This window comes from Thaumasiovibrio subtropicus (genome assembly GCF_019703835.1).
In the GTDB taxonomy this organism is placed as follows: domain Bacteria; phylum Pseudomonadota; class Gammaproteobacteria; order Enterobacterales; family Vibrionaceae; genus Thaumasiovibrio; species Thaumasiovibrio subtropicus.
Genome location: NZ_AP023054.1, coordinates 1,100,986 through 1,120,110, shown reverse-complemented (window position 1 = coordinate 1,120,110; position 19,125 = coordinate 1,100,986). Strand labels below are relative to the sequence as shown.

Here is a 19,125-nt window from a genome sequence, read left to right as displayed (position 1 = left end):
TCTACTCCGCCATTATTCGTTTGAATGATAAAAATCCGTCGGCTAGTTGTACTATCCCATCAAAATAGGTGCTCTAATTGACAGAAAAGTATCTTCCTCTTTATTCTGGTAGGGTGCGATAAGGAGAGAGCAGCATGCGGCCACACATTGAAAACATCACGAGCGAGCACCACTTCAATTGGAAAATCCGTGAATTTGCCTGCAAGGTAGAAAAGAAAGAGTTCATGTGCCCATGGCACTATCATTCGGAATATGAGCTAGTGATCTACCGCGATGAAGACAGTGTGTTTAACGGCAGTTATTTTGCAGGTGACGCAATAGGCCCTATCGATCACAACACCATGCTGCTCTACGGCCCAGGACTACCCCATATGTTGGGAGGCAGCACCTCAGTCTCGGAACAAAAACCCTATCGCACCTTGATTCTTTGGTTCACACACAGTTGGATAGCGCAGCTTCAAGCCAGTGCACCAGAACTGAAAATGCTCAGCGCATTTATTCGACGCGCCAGCCATGGCTTAAAGTTCAGTAGAGATGCTTCAGAACATGTCTATCAGCTGCTCAGTGGCCATGAATCGCGCCAGCCTCACCACCAACTGCTGCGCATTCTTGAAGCGCTGATGATTATGGCTGAAGATGCAGAGGCGATTGAACTGTCTAAACAAAGCTATAGCTTTAATCAAAACAGCAGTGAAGATGAACAATTTAAACGCGTTGAAGCGGCAAGGCAGTTTATTGAAGATAACTACCAAGCGCCGATTAAGATTAACGATCTATGCCGTAAACTCCACATGAGCGAAAGCTCCGCCTATCGCCTCTTTGAACGTCATTTTTGTGAAAGCTTCTCAGAGCATTTGAAAGGATTTCGTATCGGTAAAGCGTGCGAGCTACTGGTTAACTCACAAGTCCCTGTCTCGCTGGTGGCGGAACAAGTCGGATTTAACAACCTTTCCAACTTCAACCGCCAGTTTAAGATGGTGAAAGGCATGACGCCATCGCATTTTAGAACGCAGTTTAATCGGTGACGAGCAGCGAAAAAGCCTTCCACCCATTAAAACGACCAAAAACATCACTCGATTTTCTCGGCGTACTCGATATTGCCAAAACGATCCATAACAACAATTTTTTCAGCCAAGTTCGTCTCTCTGTAGGCGTCTGGGTAGTCCCAAGCTTGCAGAATGTAAAGCAATCTTTTGTTATCAATTGGTATGTGAATGGTATTTCCGGCCACAGTATATGAACCAATAAACTGATCACTCTCGACCAATATCTCTCTTTCTCCATTTGTGTCGTTCGCCTTTGCAACATAAAAAACCGAACGAGGCCGTTCACCAGACCAATCCTTGGCTAACACCTTGATCAACCAAAACTCATAATAAACGCCACCCACTTCTTCGCGATAGAGATTATGAATTTGATAATTGATCCCCCTGGCTTTAATTCGAAATTGTGCCAAGTAGTTATCAGTCTCTATCCAAGGTCCTGTCCATGAAAGTACCGCCCAAGTATCTGCTAACTTTCTCCACAACGCCTCCTTGCCGCCCTCACGATAGGTCTTTATCCCTTCTTGAATGACCCAATCACCAGCGCTTTTCATGTTGTTAATCATTTTCTGTCTATAAAACTCATCGTCAATCGATGTCGCTTTAACGACACCAGACATTAAAATGCTCAACACCACCAACAAGACCTGAATACTCAGCTTCATCACACTCTACTTTTTAAATTAGCAAGACAATTTGCTCAAACTACCTTAACAACCACCAGTTTAAAACTGGGTAATAGATATACCATCATCGCATATTAATGAATGTAACAAACTCAAACAATAGATACATTCCGTGTGACTTGAGGCATTAATATACATGGTAAGTCAGCTCTTTTTTATAAAATAGGCAGGCAAGTCCATGGCCTAAAAAAAATAGACTCACCAAGTGAACCCAAATGGCTCACTTTAAACGAAGAAGCAATCCACGAGACACCCTTGCTTTATCACCGATAAACAGTGACGGTTCTTAAATAATGGGAGTAAATTCCTTATTTTTGTGAAAGCTTCTCAGAGCATTTGAAAGGATTTCGTATCGGTAAAGCTAGCGAGCTACTGGTTAACTCACAAGTCCCTGTCTCGTTGGTGGCGGAACAAGTCGGATTTAACAACCTTTCCAACTTCAACCGCCAGTTTAAAACGGTGAAAGGCATGACGCCATCGCACTTCAGAGCGCAGTTTAATCGATGACGAGCAGCGTAATAGTTCATGAGATAACCTAAGTTTACGTAGCTACGTTGGAAAGCAAAGACCTAGTTACGCCAGTCTCAAACACTTAAATTAAACAAAGAGCCGGGTCGATAAGAGTCGTTCACGACCGGTGCATCATCAGTAAAAACATCTCCAACCGCTTCAAACAAAGCGCTGACTAATCCAACGCCACTATCAATCAGCGAATCGTCATCAGCACTTGGGTTTGACTTCTCATCCAATTCTTCAACAAGAGCCTCTACAACCGTTGGAACCAAGTTGTATAGAGCAGGAAGCCCCTTTAGCAATAATATTGTTTCCATACTCGACGCTCTTCCCTATTACATTCATATCAAAAATATAAAATACAGTGTTTCATTAACAGGGAGAATACCATTCTCGTTATTAAAGTGAAGATAGATATTGTATTCATGGCTTTAATGCAAGGTGCATCATAAATACAGCGGGTTATACAAAAAAATGTGTTATTACTATCCCATGCATTCGATATCATGAGTGTGTTCTAAAGGCTATATACTCAAGCCACCTCAAGATGCAGGATTTCATCCGCTGTATTAGACAAGATGTGTTGCTTAAGAATGTAGAAACAAAAATCAAAGACTTATAAAAAACGGAGCCGAGGCTCCGTTAATCTATTTGAGGTTTAAGAAGCGCGACTACTTGGCGGTAATCCCGACCCAAACTGCGCTGGTCGGCTGGAAGTCTAGAGCTACTTCTGAGACCTTTCGACCATTTGACGCATTAAACCCTTCAACTTTCTTAGCTGAATATTCTACGAAGTAAACATGGTCATCTGACTTCGAAGTAACCAAACCCCACTTATCCCCCTCTGCATAAGCATCAGTGACTTGGAATCGCTGGCTTGGGGCCCAATTCTGTTTGCTATCAAACACATTCACATACCCTTGGCTATCAAGAACAAAGAAACGCGCACCTTGATAGTCTTGTGTATAGGTCACGTATGCAGCTTGTGCATTCGGGCGCCAGTCAAAGGCTTCTACAGTATCATTAGCAAGATCAATCTTAAGTTGTTGATCACGCGCTAAACCGATAATGGCATTACTATCTGCCGCGCCTTTCAACGTCCAAACCCGCTTGTCAGTTGGGTAGGCCAGTTTCTTGGTTGTATAGCCACCACCCGCTTTAGGCGTGAGTTTCAAAATCCCATCGGCGCAAGCAAAAGCAGCAAAATCTTTGTTGTGGTAACTACCGTGCAAATCGACACATGGCTCTGCATACTTGGCGAGCTCGTGCAAATGATCACCATGAATATCAAAGAGTGCGACCGTATCAGCCATGGTGGTTGTATCCGCTGCATTGGCAGAGCGCAATGTACTGATCAGCTCGTCACCACGCACTAAACCTGTACCATGTTGATGGCTAGGGAACTCATGATGTACCTCATAGGTTTTCGCGGCAATGCTCTCATCTGACAGAATGTAGAGCTTAGCGTTCACCTGCGTCTCTTTATCGCCATCAAAGAACAAAACAACTTTGTCATCAGACACATCAAAGTGTGCGGGCTTAGCACCATCAATCGCGTAGCCTGTAAGCACGGGCTCGTCCGCATGGTCATGGTGATGATCACCATGCGGCTCACGCCACAAACCGCCATCTAGAAACTCGAAACGACCATTCTTTGATTGATTCAAGCCAGCAAAGCGATAGTTAGGGCTGGTACCTAGGCGAACAACAGGGTGCGTCGTCTGAACAGGATTAAAGAACTCGCCTGAGTCCAAATCTAAGATATGTACTTGGTTTTGATTGGACTCGGCAAAGACAATCCGCCCCTTGCTCACCGGCGCTGGCGCTGGGTTATCACCACCGTTCGTCGGGTTGTTACTGCCACTATTACATGCTGATAATAGAGCCATGCTAAGCGCCGAGACCATCACTGTTTTCTTAAACTTCATTGTAACTTGCATTGGACTTCATCTCTCAATTAATAAGAATAGTTATCAATACCTTGATCGGGAGTGATGTTATACTATAACATTCACGTCACGCAAGCAGTTCTGAATTTTCACTCCACTGCAAACAACCTCTCTATATTTCCACAAAAATAGAGAGTATTTACCTGTATTTTTACAATGGATTAAATTCTTATGAAGTATTTATTAACCTCGGCAACCTTATTGGGTTTAAGCATATCTCAGGTTTTTGCGACAGAGATCCCTAGTATTTCTAATCCGGAAATTGGCGTTGTACTTGATGGTTTCTATCAAGATGGCGAGCGTGCTTTTTCAGAGCGTGAAGAAGGATTTGGTCTTGGACATTCCGAATTAGCATTCAGTGCCAATATTGATGACAAGTTTCGTGGCGTGCTTATGGCAGTACTCCACTCTCATCACGGTAAAACAGAATTAGAGCTAGAAGAAGCCTTTATCGAAACAACCTCGTTACCTTGGAGTGCCAAAATTAAGGCGGGTCGTTTCCTGTCAAACTTCGGTTACCTCAATGGTAAACACATGCATGAAGATGCGTTCACTGAACGCCCAGCAGTCTATCGTGCGCTGTTAGGCGGCCACTACTTTGATGATGGCGTGCAAGGTAGCATTCTTTTCCCTACCGATTTCTATCTTGAGCTCAGCGGTGAAGCGCTCGCGGGCAAAAAAATGGATGCAGGTTTTGATAATCCCGGTACGGTCGGCATCGCCACCGCCAAGATAAAAACGGGGATGGATATCAATGAATCTCACTCTTGGATGCTAGGCCTTAGTTACTTACGCAACGGTAACGGCTACATGCAATTCAAAGACGATCATGACCATGCAGGACACGATCATCACGCCCATACCCGCCATGGCGATCACGGTGGCCATGATCATGGCAGTCATGATCACAGTCACGGCCCTAGCTTCACCGGCCGCAACCTCTACGGCATTGATTTTACTTGGAAATGGGCACCTGAAGGCAATTACAAGTACCAGAACTTCCGATTCACTGCTGAGTATCTAAAACTGGACGACCTGTATGAATCACCATTCAGCGAGTTGGAAGGAGCACGCGATAGCATTGATGGTTACTACGCCGCGGCAGTCTATCAATTTACCCCTAATTGGTCGGTCAGTTTGCGTGCTAGCCAGTTTGATCACTTTATTGCGCATGGCGTTCACAGCCACGGCGATCATGCCCACGGTCATTTCCATGATGAAGAAATCACCGAGCTGGATGCAGCGCTAGCTTGGCACAACTCCCACTTCGGTGTTATTCGTGGCCAGTATACACAGCAACGTTACCAAGATAAGACCGATAACATCTTTTCAATTCACTACGTAATGACGTTTGGAGCTCATGGTGCCCATGCTTTCTAAAACTTTGACGGCACTCATACTGGCGCTTTTGGCGGCGCCAGCCAGTGCGATAACTATCTTTGCATGCCAACCTGATTGGGCAGCGCTCGCCAAGGCTCACGCGCCTGATGCGACCATCTATAGCGCAACAACGGCCTTTCAAGACCCGCACTATATCCAAGCGCGGCCGTCATTAATCTCTAAAATGCGCAAAGCTGATCTTGTACTTTGTTCAGGAGCAGAACTCGAGATTGGTTGGCTTCCCGAAATCTTTCGCCAAAGTCGCAATGGCGCGGCTGCCGATCCCGAGCGCGGACTGCTTTACATCGCAATGTTAATTCCATTGTTAGATAAACCGGCCAAAGTCGATCGCGCCATGGGTGATGTCCATGCACATGGTAATCCTCATGTGCAATTTGCCATTGATGATATGCCGCTGTTTTCGGAAAAGTTAGCTGAGCGGTTAGTTCAGCTAGACCCTGACAATGCAGCGCAATACCAGAAAAACGGTATCGTATTTCGAGTCAAGTGGGGGCAAAAACAGCGCGAGTGGCGAGAGAAAGCTGCACCTTTGGCTGGAAAACAGGTCGTTGCTTACCACGCGACCTATCGTTATCTCTTTGAGTGGCTCGGTATTGAGCAAGTGGCAGATTTAGAGCCTAAACCCGGGATTTCACCGACCACGTCACATTTAAATACACTGACGAAACTGAATACTGACGACATTTACGCCATTGTTTACTCAACGCATCAAACGAGTAATGCAGCAGATTGGTTAGGAAAAAAAACGGGACTCCCTCAGCTCGTGTTACCCCAAAGTGTTGGAGGCAGTGAAAGAGCACAAGACCTCTTTACCCTCATCGACGACAGTATCGATAAATTACTCGAGCCAATGGAATAATCATTCTCGGCTAAAACGGTGCAGCCTGTCTCTCGGGCTGCATTTTCAAATGTTCCGATTGATAACGCACGCATGCTCTTCCACTTTTCTTCGCCGCATACAGCGCTTTATCGGCTTCTCTGACCACTAAGATTGGCTGCTTCTTTTCTACCATCGCGACACCAATACTCACAGTGACATTGACCCGAACCTTGTCGAACACAAACTCTGTTTCTGCAATCGCTTTATTTAGCCTTTCCAAGCGTGATGCCAACTCACCCTGTGTTTTCGCGTTCAAACTCATCACAAACTCCTCACCTCCGTAGCGAGCAGCCAATTCATTTGGATGAATATGCGCTCTCATTAGGTTAGCGATCGTCACAATCACTCTATCGCCAGCATCATGGCCGAACGTATCGTTAATCACTTTAAAATGATCGATATCGAGCATCGCAATCGCGTTGATCCCTTTAGGGTTCTGTTTAACCTGTGTATCGATGTTTTCATTAAAGTAACGCCGATTATAGAGTTTACTCAACTCGTCACAGATAGAGCGACGATAATGCCACTCGATCTCTGAAAGTAGAAACAGAGATAGCATCGAGCCGAGGAGTAAAAAGCTCATCATGTTTTGATTGATAATGATCCCACTCACAAAATAGACAGGATCATAGTTAAAGCTCAACATGATTAACGGTAAATAGAGGCTCGCGGTGACGATAATCATGCAGACTAACAAAATAGATTCACCCATGTTCTGCTTGTTTCGATACTTGTTCAGCACATAGAGTGTTTGTGCATTAATTGCACTGTAACTAACGACATTAATGACAACCCGTTCATATAAAGCGTCAGGTTGCCACTGCCACATCAAGGTTTGTACGCAAGTAAACATGACCACGTGAAGAGATGCGAAAAAAACCAATCGCCGTGAAACAGGTAATGAAAACCAGTAGCGCACGCCGATATAAAACATGTATCCAGCGGCATGATAAAGAAAGTTGTTGAGTACCACAGAGTAGCCTAGCGACACCCACTGTCGCATCGCCAAGGTTGCAAATGCCGCGCCGTAGAGCAGAAAGAAAATGAGGAAACAGATCGCGGTGTGCTTTTTATTGCCTACAATATCGCGGCTAACAATATAGAGAAATAGACAGCCAATAATGCTACAAGTGACGTTGTTGACTATGGTAGCAACCTTGATGATTTCAACGTCTAACATCGACTCTCTGACCCTATACATCACATTTACTAATGGCGAGATACTAGCCGATTCATCCTATCAATGCGACAAAGTTCTAAGTTGTGATACAAAAAAACCGCGCTAGTGCGCGGTTTTCGAGGCAAATTTAACTAGTTACATAAGCGTTCGCTTACCAACCAGTGATCTCACGGAGTGCTTTACCGATATCAGCAAGGCTTTTCACTGTTTTAACGCCAGCAGATTCTAGCGCTGTAAATTTATCTTCGGCAGTACCTTTACCACCAGAGATAATTGCACCAGCGTGGCCCATACGCTTACCTGGAGGTGCCGTGACACCAGCAATGTAAGATACAACTGGCTTGGTTACGTTTTCTTTGATGAAAGCGGCAGCTTCTTCTTCCGCTGTACCACCGATTTCACCAATCATTACAATGGCTTCAGTCTCAGGATCATCTTGGAACATCTGCAGAATATCGATGAAGTTAGAGCCTGGGATTGGATCACCACCGATGCCGACACAAGTAGACTGACCGAAACCTTCGTCGGTGGTTTGCTTAACGGCTTCATACGTCAAGGTACCTGAACGAGAGACGATTCCCACTTTACCTTTTTTGTGGATATGACCCGGCATAATACCGATCTTACACTCGTCAGGTGTGATCACGCCCGGACAGTTTGGACCAATCATGCGCACGCCTGACTCATCTAAACGTACTTTAACGTCTAGCATATCAAGTGTTGGGATACCTTCAGTGATGGTAACGATGAGTTCGATACCAGCATCGATAGCTTCCAAAATCGCATCTTTACAGAAAGGAGCAGGTACGTAGATCACAGTCGCGGTTGCGCCTGTTGCTTCTACTGCTTCACGCACTGTATTGAAGACTGGAAGCCCTAAGTGCTCTGTACCACCTTTGCCTGGTGAGACACCACCGACCATCTGCGTACCGTAAGCAATCGCCTGCTCTGAGTGGAAGGTACCTTGACCACCAGTAAAGCCCTGACAGATGACTTTTGTATCTTTGTTAATTAGAACAGACATTATTTGCCCTCCGTAGCGGCAACCACTTTCTGCGCTGCATCAGTCAATGACTCAGCTGCAATGATATCTAAACCGGAATTCGCAAGAACTTCACGGCCCAAGTCCGCGTTAGTCCCTTCCAGACGTACAACAACAGGGACGTTAACACCCACTTCTTTAACCGCACCGATAATACCTTCCGCGATCATGTCACAACGCACGATACCACCGAAGATGTTTACAAGTACTGCCTTTACATTGCTGTCAGAAAGAATGATCTTAAATGCCTCAGCAACACGCTCTTTCGTCGCGCCACCACCTACATCTAAGAAGTTTGCTGGCTTACCGCCGTGTAGATTAACGATATCCATCGTGCCCATTGCTAGGCCCGCACCGTTAACCATGCAACCAACATTACCATCTAGCGCGACATAGTTAAGTTCCCACTGCGCCGCATGTGCTTCGCGCTCATCTTCTTGAGACGGATCATGCATTTCACGTAGTTTAGGCTGACGATACATCGCGTTAGAGTCGATGTTAATCTTGCCATCTAGACACAGTAAGTTGCCTTCGCCAGTGATAACCAGAGGGTTAATCTCTAGCAAAGCAAGATCGTACTGGCTAAACATGTTGCCTAAGCCTAGGAAGATCTTAGTGAACTGTTTAATCTGGTCGCCCTTAAGGCCCAGTTTGAACGCAAGCTCACGACCTTGATAAGCCTGAGGGCCAACCAAAGGATCAATCGCCGCTTTATGAATCAGCTCAGGTGTCTCTTCCGCTACTTTTTCAATCTCCACACCACCTTCAGTCGATGCCATGAAAACGATACGGCGAGTCGCACGGTCAACAACCGCACCGAGATATAACTCGTTGCCAATGTTTGATGCTTCTTCAACAAGGATTTTGCTAACAGGCTGACCATTAGCATCTGTTTGGTAGGTTACAAGGTTCTTGCCAAGCCATTTTTGGGCAAACTCGCGAATGCCATCTTTATTGTCATGGAGCTCGACACCACCTGCTTTACCACGTCCACCCGCGTGAACTTGGCATTTGACTACCCATTTGCTTCCTCCAATTTTGCCTGCTGCTTCAGCCGCTTCCTGTGGAGTATCGCAAGCATATCCTTCTGGTACTGGTAGGCCAAATTCTGCAAATAATTGTTTGGCCTGATATTCATGCAAGTTCATGATGTTCTATCCATTTTGTAACCCAGTACAGGGTTTGTTCTATCTCGGGCAAAACTATGCCCACATACACCTTAAGACAGAGACGCTCACTGGTTGAGCCGTTATCGTGAGCCCCTCTCAAATGTCACTAAGGATTACACATCAAGGAGCAGACGAGTTGGGTCTTCTAGTAGCTCTTTGATAGTAACAAGGTAGCCTACTGACTCCTTACCGTCGATTAAGCGGTGATCATACGACAACGCTAAATACATCATTGGTAGGATTTCAACTTGGCCATTTACCGCCATCGGACGATCTTGAATCTTATGCATGCCCAAGATTGCCGCTTGCGGTGGGTTGATGATAGGCGTCGACATCAGCGAGCCAAATACACCGCCGTTTGTGATAGTGAAGTTACCACCTGTTAATTCATCAACAGTCAGCTTGCCATCACGCCCCTTAATCGCCAGCTCGCGAATACCTTTCTCGATTTCCGCGAGGCTTAGCTTGTCGCAATCACGTAGCACTGGGGTAACCAAGCCGCGTGGCGTTGATACTGCAATACTGACGTCAAAGTAGTTGTGGTAAACAATATCATCACCATCGATTGACGCATTCACTTCAGGGAAACGTTTTAGCGCTTCAACAACCGCTTTAACGTAGAAAGACATAAAGCCCAAACGAATGCCATGGCGCTCTTCGAAGATATCTTTGTACTGCTTGCGCAAGTCCATGATTGGCTTCATGTTCACTTCGTTGAAGGTCGTTAGCATTGCCGTGCTGTTCTTCGCTTCAAGCAGACGCTCAGCAACACGCTTACGTAAACGTGTCATAGGCACACGTTTTTCGCTACGGTGAGCCAGTGGCGCATCAGCTTCAACAACAGGTGCTGCCGGTGCTGACGCTGGTTTGTCTTTTAGATACGCTTCAACATCTTCGCGTGTGATGCGACCGCCAACACCCGTCCCTTTAACAGCACTTGGCGACAGGTCGTTTTCCGCAAGCAGGCGACGAACAGCAGGGCTTAGTGCTTCGTTGCTCTCTTCAGTCAGCGATGCTTTATGACGTTTGTCCGGTGACGCTTCCGCTTCTGCAGGTACATCTTGGGTTGGTTCACCAGCAGCAACGCCCGCTTTCAACTTACCGATAAGTTGTTTACTCAGTACGGTTGTACCTTCACTTTCTACAATCGCTTCAAGTACACCCGCTTCAGGGGCAGGTACTTCCAGTACAACCTTATCTGTTTCGATATCAACGAGTACTTCGTCACGCTCTACAGCATCACCAGGCTGCTTGTGCCAGGTCGCCACTGTGGCATCTGCCACAGATTCAGGTAGGTCTGGAACCAGAATTTCAATTGTCATCTTTCACTTTCCTTATTTTTCTAGTTCTGTGTTCAGGGTAAGGGCATCGGCAACCAGTGCCTTTTGTTGTTTTAGGTGAACGGACATATAGCCAACCGCTGGCGATGCTGAAGCAGGGCGACCTGCATAGCTCAATTTAGCTCCTTCAGGCATCACTGCGCGGAAGTTATGTTGACTACAGTACCAAGCACCTTGGTTTTGCGGTTCTTCCTGACACCATGCAAAGTCTTTAACATGCTCATAATCCTTGAGAATCATGCGCATATCTTCATACGGGAACGGGTACAACTGCTCGATACGAATAATAGCAACTTTGTCGTTTTCATCTTTGCGACGTTGTTCTAATAGGTCGTAGTAGACCTTACCTGAACAGAACACCACACGCTCAACGCCTGCTGGATCGATATCGTCAGTCTCTGCGATAGCTGGTAGGAAGGTGCCGTAGGCCAGTTCATCCATCGTCGAAGTACATAGCGGGTGACGAAGCAGCGACTTCGGAGACATCACGACTAATGGACGACGCATTGGACGTACAACCTGGCGGCGCAGCATGTGATAAACCTGAGCTGGCGTGGATGGCACAATAACTTGCATATTTTGCTCAGCACATAGCTGCAAATAGCGTTCTAAACGCGCTGATGAGTGCTCTGGTCCTTGACCTTCATAACCGTGTGGCAGCAACATGGTTAGGCCACACATACGGCCCCACTTCTGCTCGCCGGAGCTAATAAACTGGTCAACAACAACCTGAGCACCGTTGGCAAAGTCACCAAACTGTGCTTCCCACACCGTCAAGCCACCTGGCTCGGCCGTTGCGTAGCCATACTCAAATGCAAGTACAGCTTCTTCAGAAAGCACTGAGTCAAAGACTTGGAATGGACCTTGTTTGTCATGAATGTTCGCAAGTGGCACATAGGTCGACGCATCACCCTGATTATGCAGCACAGCATGGCGATGGAAGAAAGTACCACGGCCCGAGTCTTGCCCAGTAATACGAATACGCTTGTTATCGTCAACGAGCGTTGCGTAAGCCAACGTCTCAGCCATACCCCAGTCAACCGCTTTCTCTTCTTTGATCATCAACTCACGGTCTTGATAAAGCTTGTTAACACGGCTTTGCAGTTTATGGCTTTCAGGGTACTGACAAACACGGTTTGCGAGTTCTTTCAGACGATCGAGTTCTACTTCGTTGTCCCACTCAATATCCCACTCATGGCCCAAGTAAGGAGACCAATCCACACTGTGCATGGTCATTGGACGCCACTCTTTAACAACGCAGTCACCACGATCTAAATGGTCACGGTACTCGTTGACAAATGCCGTCGCTTCTTCCAAGCCAATCGATTCTTCGTCGGTTAACTTATCAGCATAAATCTTACGTGGCGTTGGATGCTTTTTGATTTTCTGGTACATCAACGGCTGAGTCGCATTCGGCTCATCCGCTTCATTGTGACCATGGCGACGGTAACACACCAAATCAATCACGACGTCACGACGAAACTCATTACGGTAGTCAAGCGCTAAACGAGACACCAAAGCCACAGCTTCTGGGTCATCTGCATTCACGTGGAAAATTGGCGCCTGAACCATTTTCGCAATATCAGTACAGTACTGAGTTGAACGGGTATCTTTTGGATTCGAGGTTGTGAAACCAATTTGGTTGTTCACAACGATACGTACTGTACCACCAACACGATAAGCACGTGATTGAGACATATTAAATGTCTCTGCCACAACGCCTTGACCAGCGATCGCTGAGTCGCCATGAATCGTAATAGGTAACACGTTTGAGCCGTTTTTGTCGCCTAAACGGTCTTGACGAGCGCGTACAGAACCAATAACCACCGGGTTAACAATCTCAAGGTGAGATGGGTTAAAGGCCAAGACAAGGTGAACATCACCGCCCGGTGTAGCAAAGTCGGCAGAGAAACCTTGGTGATACTTCACATCACCCGTACCCCATGTTTCGTCATGCTTACCAGCAAACTCGTCAAAGAGGTCTTGAGGCTTCTTACCAAGAACATTAACCAGCACGTTAAGTCGCCCACGGTGAGCCATACCGATAACGATCTCTTTAATGTCTTGCGTACCACCATGGCGAATAATTTCTTTCACCATTGGAATAAGCGCATCACCACCTTCCAGAGAGAAACGCTTCGCACCTGGGAATTTTGCACCAAGATAGCGCTCTAAACCTTCCGCAGCTGTCAGCTCATCAAGAAACGACAGTTTCTCATCTCGACTAAAAGAGGGTTGTCCCATCACAGATTCTAAACGCTGTTGAATCCAACGTTTTTCTTCTGTGTTGGTAATATGCATGTATTCCGCACCAATCGAACCACAATAGGTTTTTTTCAGTGCATCATAGAGATCACGCAGTCGCATACTCTCTTTACCAATCGCAAACGAACCGACATTGAACTCGGTGTCCATGTCTTCTTCAGTCAGTGAGTGGAAAGAAGGATCAAGCTCAGCGACGCGGTCCTGTTGCCAAAGACCGAGTGGATCCAAATTTGCGTGTTGATGACCACGAAAACGGTAAGCATTGATTAACTGCAATACTTTTACCTGTTTCGCGTCGACCTCAGGGTCGGTGACTGGTGCACTTAGGTAGGTTGTTTCTTTTGCCAATCGTCGGAAGTAATCTCGAACGCGGGAATGTGGTTGCTCGGTCGCATCCTCTTTGACGACTGGAAGGCCATCAAACACATTTCGCCATTCTTCATTTACCGAGTCAGGGTCGCTAAGATACAGCTCGTAGAGATCTTCTACGTAAGTCGCATTGGCGCCAGCCAAGTGTGAAGACTCAAGCCATGCCTTCATAACGCCGTTCTGCATTGTTTTCCCTTAACTACTATCGTTATCGCCAAGTAATACACTCTAAGGCGTATTTTCCGGCCGCCCCGCTAAAGGGCGGCATATCGATATTCATTTCAAACAGACGTTTTAAACTGCCTTTTTAAGCAGCATCGTCTTAATATGCCCGATCGCTTTCGTCGGATTTAATCCTTTAGGACAAACATTTACACAATTCATGATGCCATGGCAACGAAAAACGCTAAACGCATCGTCCAAATCAGACAAACGTTCATCTGTTGCACTATCACGGCTGTCAATCAGCCAGCGATAAGCAGCAAGTAGTCCAGCAGGGCCAACAAACTTATCTGGATTCCACCAGAAAGATGGGCAAGAGGTCGAGCAACAAGCACACATAATGCACTCGTAAAGACCATCTAAATGGGCACGCTCGTCCGGCGACTGAAGGTTCTCGCGAGCAGGCGGTACATTCCCGTCGCTAATTAAGAAAGGCTTCACCTTCGCGTAATTAGTGTAGAACTGCTCCATGTCAATAATCAGGTCACGAATAACAGGGAGACCAGGCAGTGGACGAATCACAATGGTTTTTTGATTGGTAAGTGCAGATAGCGGCGTAATACAAGCGAGACCATTTTGGCCATTCATGTTGATACCGTCTGAACCACATACGCCTTCACGACATGAGCGTCGAAAAGCCAGCGACGGATCCTGCTCTTTCAGCAAGATAAGCGCATCCAACACCATCATGTCAGAACCTTCTGGCACTTCCAGAAGGTAATCTTTCATATAAGGTGCACTGTCTTCATCAGGGTTATAACGGTACACCGAAAAATTAAGTTTCATTTTCTCGTCTCCCTTAGTAAGTTCGTGCTTTAGGTGGGAAAGCTTCACGAGTCACAGGCGCCATATTCACGTCCCGCTTGTTCATCGCTTCTGTCTCAGGGTTGTAGATGGTGTGAACCAACCAGTTCTCATCATCACGTTCTGGATAGTCAAATCGAGAGTGTGCACCGCGGCTTTCTGTACGGAAATTCGCTGCCACAGCCGTTGCGTAGGCTGTCTCCATCAGGTTATCCAGCTCTAAACATTCAATACGTTGTGTATTAAATTCCTGAGAATTATCATCCAAACGCGCTTCTTTTAAGCGCTCACGAATCACTTTCAGCTCTTCCAGGCCTTTCGCCATAGCGTCACCTTCACGGAAGACTGAGAAATTGTTTTGCATGCAAGACTGTAGGTCTTTGCGAATTTGAACAGGATCTTCACCCTGCTGCGTTGTGTTCCAACGGTTTAGACGTGAAAGCGATGCTTCCAAATCAGACTCAGAGGCATCACGCGCTTCAACCTGCGCCGCCAAGGTCTCACCTAGGTGTAGACCCGTTGCGCGACCGAATACCACCAAATCAAGCAGAGAGTTACCACCAAGACGGTTTGCACCATGCACAGATACACTCGCAATTTCACCACACGCGAAGAGTCCCTGCACATCATAGTCTTGGCCTGCGGTATCTTGTGCAATCGCTTGACCAGATACCTGAGTCGGTACGCCACCCATCATGTAGTGGCAAGTAGGAATAACTGGAATCGGCTCTTTCACAGGGTCAACGTGTGCGAAGGTTCTCGACAACTCACAGATACCCGGTAGGCGCGATTCCAACACCTCTTTGCCCAAGTGATCCATTTTCAGCTTGATGTGTGGTCCCCATGGGCCATCACAACCACGACCTTCACGAATTTCAACCATCATGGAACGTGCAACAACATCTCGACCAGCGAGGTCTTTGGCGTTTGGTGCATAGCGCTCCATAAAGCGCTCACCGTTATTATTAAGAAGGTAACCACCTTCACCACGACAACCTTCAGTCACGAGTACACCAGCACCTGCAATACCCGTCGGGTGGAACTGCCACATCTCCATGTCTTGCATTGGTACACCGGCACGTAAAGCCATACCAACACCATCACCAGTATTGATGTGCGCATTGGTCGTCGACGCATAAATACGCCCCGCACCACCCGTTGCTAAGACAGTGGCTTTTGCTTTGAAGTAGCAAACCTCACCTGTCTCCATACAAATAGCGGTCGTACCAACAACGGCGCCATCTTGGTTCTTCACCAGATCCAAGGCATACCACTCTGAGAAAATGGTCGTTTTATGCTTGATGTTTTGCTGGTAGAGCGTGTGCAGTAGCGCATGTCCTGTTCGGTCAGCCGCAGCGGCTGTTCGCGCGGCTTGTTCGCCACCAAACTCTTTTGATTGCCCACCAAACGGACGTTGATAAATTGTGCCGTCTTCGAATCGGGAAAATGGTAAGCCCATGCGCTCAAGCTCAATCACGGACTGCGGGCCGTTCTTACACATGTATTCGATCGCGTTCTGGTCGCCGATATAATCAGATCCCTTCACCGTGTCATACATGTGCCACTGCCAGTTATCTTTGTGAGAGTTACCCAAAGCAACAGTGATACCACCTTGAGCAGAAACCGTGTGAGAACGTGTTGGGAAAACTTTAGAAAGCAGCGCACATGTCAGGCCCTGCTCAGAAATTTGCAGTGCGGCGCGCATACCCGCACCACCAGCACCAATTACGACTGCATCAAATTCACGTACTGGAATAGTCACTTACACACCCCACACAATAAAGAAACCGGAAAGAAGATAGATTAGAAGCATCGCGACAATCGCGAATTGAATGCCAGCCCTTAGGGCTGCCGGCTTTATGTAATCTGTTAACACCTGCCACATACCAATCCACGCGTGGATTAGCACAGAAAACAGCGCCAACATGGTGAAGACCTTCGTGCTGGTTTGTGCGAAGAAACCCGTCCACACTTCATAAGTTAACGTAGGGCCAAAAAGGAAGTAGCCCAACATGTAGAAGGTGTACAGGGTTAAGATAATGGCAGATGCACGAATTAATACGAAATCATGGACGCCATTGCGGCCCACAGAAGATACTGGGTTTACCATACAATCACTCCCGAAATCACAAATAGCACTGCGGTAATAATAAAGCTTACCTTGGCGCTTTTATTTCCTGACTCTAATTCCTCAAAGTAGCCCATATCCATCATTAAATGACGAATACCAACAACCATGTGATATAAGAGCGCAGCCAAAATGCCCCATATAATTAGTTTCACGAAAAAACTATTCATAATGTTGGCGGCTTGATGGAAACCTTCAGGTGACGATAACGATGTACCCAGTAACCATAATAAAATAGCTACAGAGACAAACATTATGACGCCCGAAATTCGGTGAAGAATGGACGCAATCGCAGTAATAGGAAAGCGGATCGTTTGCAGATCTAGGTTAACGGGTCGAGACTTATTTACTTTCACGGTATTTGCTCACTCAGCTCCATTGAGCATGTTTTTTATATACCACTCCCGAATGAATCAGTCAGGGCTGCCTCTCAACACATATTTTTAACATAATTAACATAAATCGATGTTAAGCTGACCGATTTTGGGTTAATTCCGTCTATATTTTTGTCAATGTGCTCAAGTTCTTGAAGCGGCGCTGTCCCAATCATATCGGGACCTCAGAGAACTATACGTGGCGCAACATTTAAAAACAATTCAAGTAACAAAAGTTCCAACATGAGCCACAGTTTTCACGAATTTTTACTCATATTTATTAACAAGCGCACACTCACGAGTACAAAAATTGACTTTAAAGCACCTCAAAGGTACAACTTCAATGCAACCCAATTTCTGGGATAGGACTATAAAAAGCAAAGGAGATTGTTATGTCGGACAAGAAAGCGACTCTTCATATTGAAGGGAAAGCGCCAATCGAATTGCCGATTATTGAAGGAACTATCGGCCCTGAAGTTGTCGACGTGCGCGCGCTAGGTGCTAACGGCTACTTCACTTTCGACCCGGGTTTTCTTGCCACTGCATCATGTGAATCTCAAATTACGTATATTGATGGCGACAAAGGCATTCTGCTGCATCGAGGCTTTCCAATCGATCAGCTCGCGAACAAAGCCGATTACCTTGAAGTATGTTACATCCTATTGTACGGAGAAGTACCAAGCCGCGAAGATTACGAGAAGTTCCGCACTACCGTAACACGTCACACCATGGTACATGAGCAGATTGCCAGCTTCTTCCATGGCTTCCGTCGCGACGCTCACCCTATGGCGATTATGGTCGGTGTTGTCGGAGCACTCGCTGCCTTCTACCATGACTCTTTAGACATCAACAACGACAGTCACCGTGAAATCGCGGCTTTCCGCCTGTTGTCTAAAATGCCGACGCTGGCTGCAATGTGTTACAAGTACTCGATTGGCCAGCCTTTCATCTACCCTCGCAATGACCTCGATTATGCGGAAAACTTCCTACACATGATGTTTGCTACACCATGTGAAGAGTACGAAGTGAGCCCTGTAATCGCCCGTGCTATGGATAAGATTTTCACCTTGCACGCTGACCATGAGCAAAATGCATCGACATCGACCGTTCGTCTAGCAGGCTCTTCTGGTGCAAACCCATTCGCATGTATCGCCGCAGGTATTGCTTCTCTGTGGGGACCTGCGCACGGTGGTGCAAACGAAGCTTGTTTGAAGATGCTCGAAGAGATAGGTAGCGTCGATAACATTCCAGAGTTCATCGAGAAAGCCAAAGACAAGGAAGATCCATTCCGCCTTATGGGCTTTGGTCACCGCGTCTACAAAAACTACGACCCACGTGCGACGGTTATGCGTGAAGCGTGCCATGAAGTCCTTGAGGAACTTAATATTCAAGATCCACTCTTGGATGTGGCAATGGAACTCGAACGTATTGCACTGTCGGATGAGTACTTTGTTGAGAAGAAACTTTACCCGAACGTCGATTTCTACTCAGGTATCATTCTAAAAGCGATTGGCATTCCGGTGTCTATGTTTACCGTTATCTTTGCGATGTCTCGTACCATCGGTTGGATTGCCCACTGGAATGAAATGCATAGTGACCCAGCGGCGCGTATTGGCCGTCCTCGCCAGCTCTACACAGGTAAAGCACTTCGCGAGTTCGATCCTCTACACGAACGCGAATAATCTTTTTCCTATACGTAATGAGAAAAAAGGCTTGCCACTGGCAAGCCTTTTATTTTGGGTTTCATTCCTTGAGGGGAT

The 19,125-nt window shown here is 46.6% G+C and carries 16 protein-coding genes and 1 pseudogene; 5 read left to right on the top strand and 12 right to left on the bottom strand.

Features of this window, described 5'->3' with window-relative positions:
• Window positions 1-134: 134 nt before the first annotated feature.
• Complete coding sequence (locus TSUB_RS05310; RefSeq protein ID WP_087021218.1) at window positions 135-1,025, top strand: helix-turn-helix transcriptional regulator; 891 nt, start codon at window positions 135-137, stop codon at window positions 1,023-1,025.
• A gap of 44 nt (window positions 1,026-1,069) precedes the next feature.
• On the opposite strand, the gene TSUB_RS05305 is transcribed toward TSUB_RS05310, so the two are convergent.
• Window positions 1,070-1,708, bottom strand: coding sequence for a hypothetical protein (locus tag TSUB_RS05305; protein WP_087021216.1), 639 nt, complete (start codon window positions 1,706-1,708; stop codon window positions 1,070-1,072).
• A gap of 330 nt (window positions 1,709-2,038) precedes the next feature.
• On the opposite strand from TSUB_RS05305, the pseudogene TSUB_RS05300 reads away from it, so the two are divergent.
• A pseudogene (locus tag TSUB_RS05300) lies at window positions 2,039-2,236 on the top strand (helix-turn-helix domain-containing protein); the annotation flags it as partial.
• A 77-nt stretch (window positions 2,237-2,313) separates the two neighbouring features.
• Here TSUB_RS05300 and TSUB_RS05295 read toward each other — a convergent pair.
• The gene (locus TSUB_RS05295; RefSeq protein ID WP_087021209.1) at window positions 2,314-2,559 is read right to left on the bottom strand and encodes a hypothetical protein; all 246 of its coding nucleotides are present in this window, start codon (window positions 2,557-2,559) and stop codon (window positions 2,314-2,316) included.
• 354 nt (window positions 2,560-2,913) lie between these two features.
• Complete coding sequence (locus tag TSUB_RS05290) at window positions 2,914-4,170, bottom strand: hypothetical protein (protein ID WP_159064913.1); 1,257 nt, start codon at window positions 4,168-4,170, stop codon at window positions 2,914-2,916.
• Between the two features lie 192 nt (window positions 4,171-4,362).
• Between TSUB_RS05290 and TSUB_RS05285 the strand changes: the two genes are divergently transcribed.
• Both TSUB_RS05285 and TSUB_RS05280 read left to right on the top strand, forming a co-directional pair.
• Entirely contained in the window at window positions 4,363-5,571 is a 1,209-nt protein-coding gene (locus TSUB_RS05285; protein WP_087016426.1) for a TonB-dependent receptor, read from the top strand.
• The gene (locus TSUB_RS05280; RefSeq protein WP_087016427.1) at window positions 5,561-6,451 is read left to right on the top strand and encodes a metal ABC transporter solute-binding protein, Zn/Mn family; all 891 of its coding nucleotides are present in this window, start codon (window positions 5,561-5,563) and stop codon (window positions 6,449-6,451) included. Before TSUB_RS05285 ends, TSUB_RS05280 begins: the two co-directional genes overlap by 11 nt.
• Before the next feature lie 10 nt (window positions 6,452-6,461).
• Here the strand turns inward: TSUB_RS05280 and TSUB_RS05275 are convergent, their stop codons facing one another.
• The 9 genes from TSUB_RS05275 to sdhC all read right to left on the bottom strand — a co-directional run bounded on the left by TSUB_RS05275 (window position 6,462) and on the right by sdhC (window position 17,347).
• On the bottom strand, window positions 6,462-7,652 hold the full coding sequence (locus tag TSUB_RS05275; RefSeq protein WP_159064757.1) for a GGDEF domain-containing protein: 1,191 nt from the start codon (window positions 7,650-7,652) through the stop codon (window positions 6,462-6,464).
• Window positions 7,653-7,803: 151 nt separating this feature from the next.
• Window positions 7,804-8,676, bottom strand: coding sequence for a succinate--CoA ligase subunit alpha (sucD, locus tag TSUB_RS05270; RefSeq protein WP_087016429.1), 873 nt, complete (start codon window positions 8,674-8,676; stop codon window positions 7,804-7,806).
• Entirely contained in the window at window positions 8,676-9,842 is a 1,167-nt protein-coding gene (sucC, locus tag TSUB_RS05265) for an ADP-forming succinate--CoA ligase subunit beta (RefSeq protein WP_087016430.1), read from the bottom strand. Before sucC ends, sucD begins: the two co-directional genes overlap by 1 nt.
• A 134-nt stretch (window positions 9,843-9,976) precedes the next feature.
• Window positions 9,977-11,185 carry a 2-oxoglutarate dehydrogenase complex dihydrolipoyllysine-residue succinyltransferase gene (gene odhB / locus TSUB_RS05260; RefSeq protein ID WP_087016431.1) on the bottom strand — a complete coding sequence of 403 codons (1,209 nt, stop codon included), beginning with the start codon at window positions 11,183-11,185 and terminating at the stop codon, window positions 9,977-9,979.
• Window positions 11,186-11,197: 12 nt separating this feature from the next.
• Window positions 11,198-14,023: a 2-oxoglutarate dehydrogenase E1 component gene (sucA, locus tag TSUB_RS05255; RefSeq protein WP_087016432.1), complete on the bottom strand. Its 2,826-nt coding sequence runs from the start codon at window positions 14,021-14,023 to the stop codon at window positions 11,198-11,200.
• A 108-nt stretch (window positions 14,024-14,131) separates the two neighbouring features.
• On the bottom strand, window positions 14,132-14,845 hold the full coding sequence (locus TSUB_RS05250) for a succinate dehydrogenase iron-sulfur subunit (protein WP_087016433.1): 714 nt from the start codon (window positions 14,843-14,845) through the stop codon (window positions 14,132-14,134).
• Between the two features lie 13 nt (window positions 14,846-14,858).
• A complete protein-coding gene (gene sdhA, locus TSUB_RS05245) occupies window positions 14,859-16,625 on the bottom strand; it encodes a succinate dehydrogenase flavoprotein subunit (RefSeq protein WP_087016434.1) in 1,767 nt (588 codons plus the stop codon).
• Complete coding sequence (gene sdhD / locus TSUB_RS05240; RefSeq protein WP_087016435.1) at window positions 16,626-16,973, bottom strand: succinate dehydrogenase, hydrophobic membrane anchor protein; 348 nt, start codon at window positions 16,971-16,973, stop codon at window positions 16,626-16,628.
• Window positions 16,967-17,347, bottom strand: a complete 381-nt coding sequence (sdhC, locus tag TSUB_RS05235; protein ID WP_087016436.1) for a succinate dehydrogenase cytochrome b556 subunit — start codon at window positions 17,345-17,347, stop codon at window positions 16,967-16,969. Before sdhC ends, sdhD begins: the two co-directional genes overlap by 7 nt.
• A gap of 410 nt (window positions 17,348-17,757) precedes the next feature.
• On the opposite strand from sdhC, the gene TSUB_RS05230 reads away from it, so the two are divergent.
• The gene (locus tag TSUB_RS05230) at window positions 17,758-19,047 is read left to right on the top strand and encodes a citrate synthase (protein WP_087021087.1); all 1,290 of its coding nucleotides are present in this window, start codon (window positions 17,758-17,760) and stop codon (window positions 19,045-19,047) included.
• Window positions 19,048-19,125 lie beyond the last annotated feature (78 nt).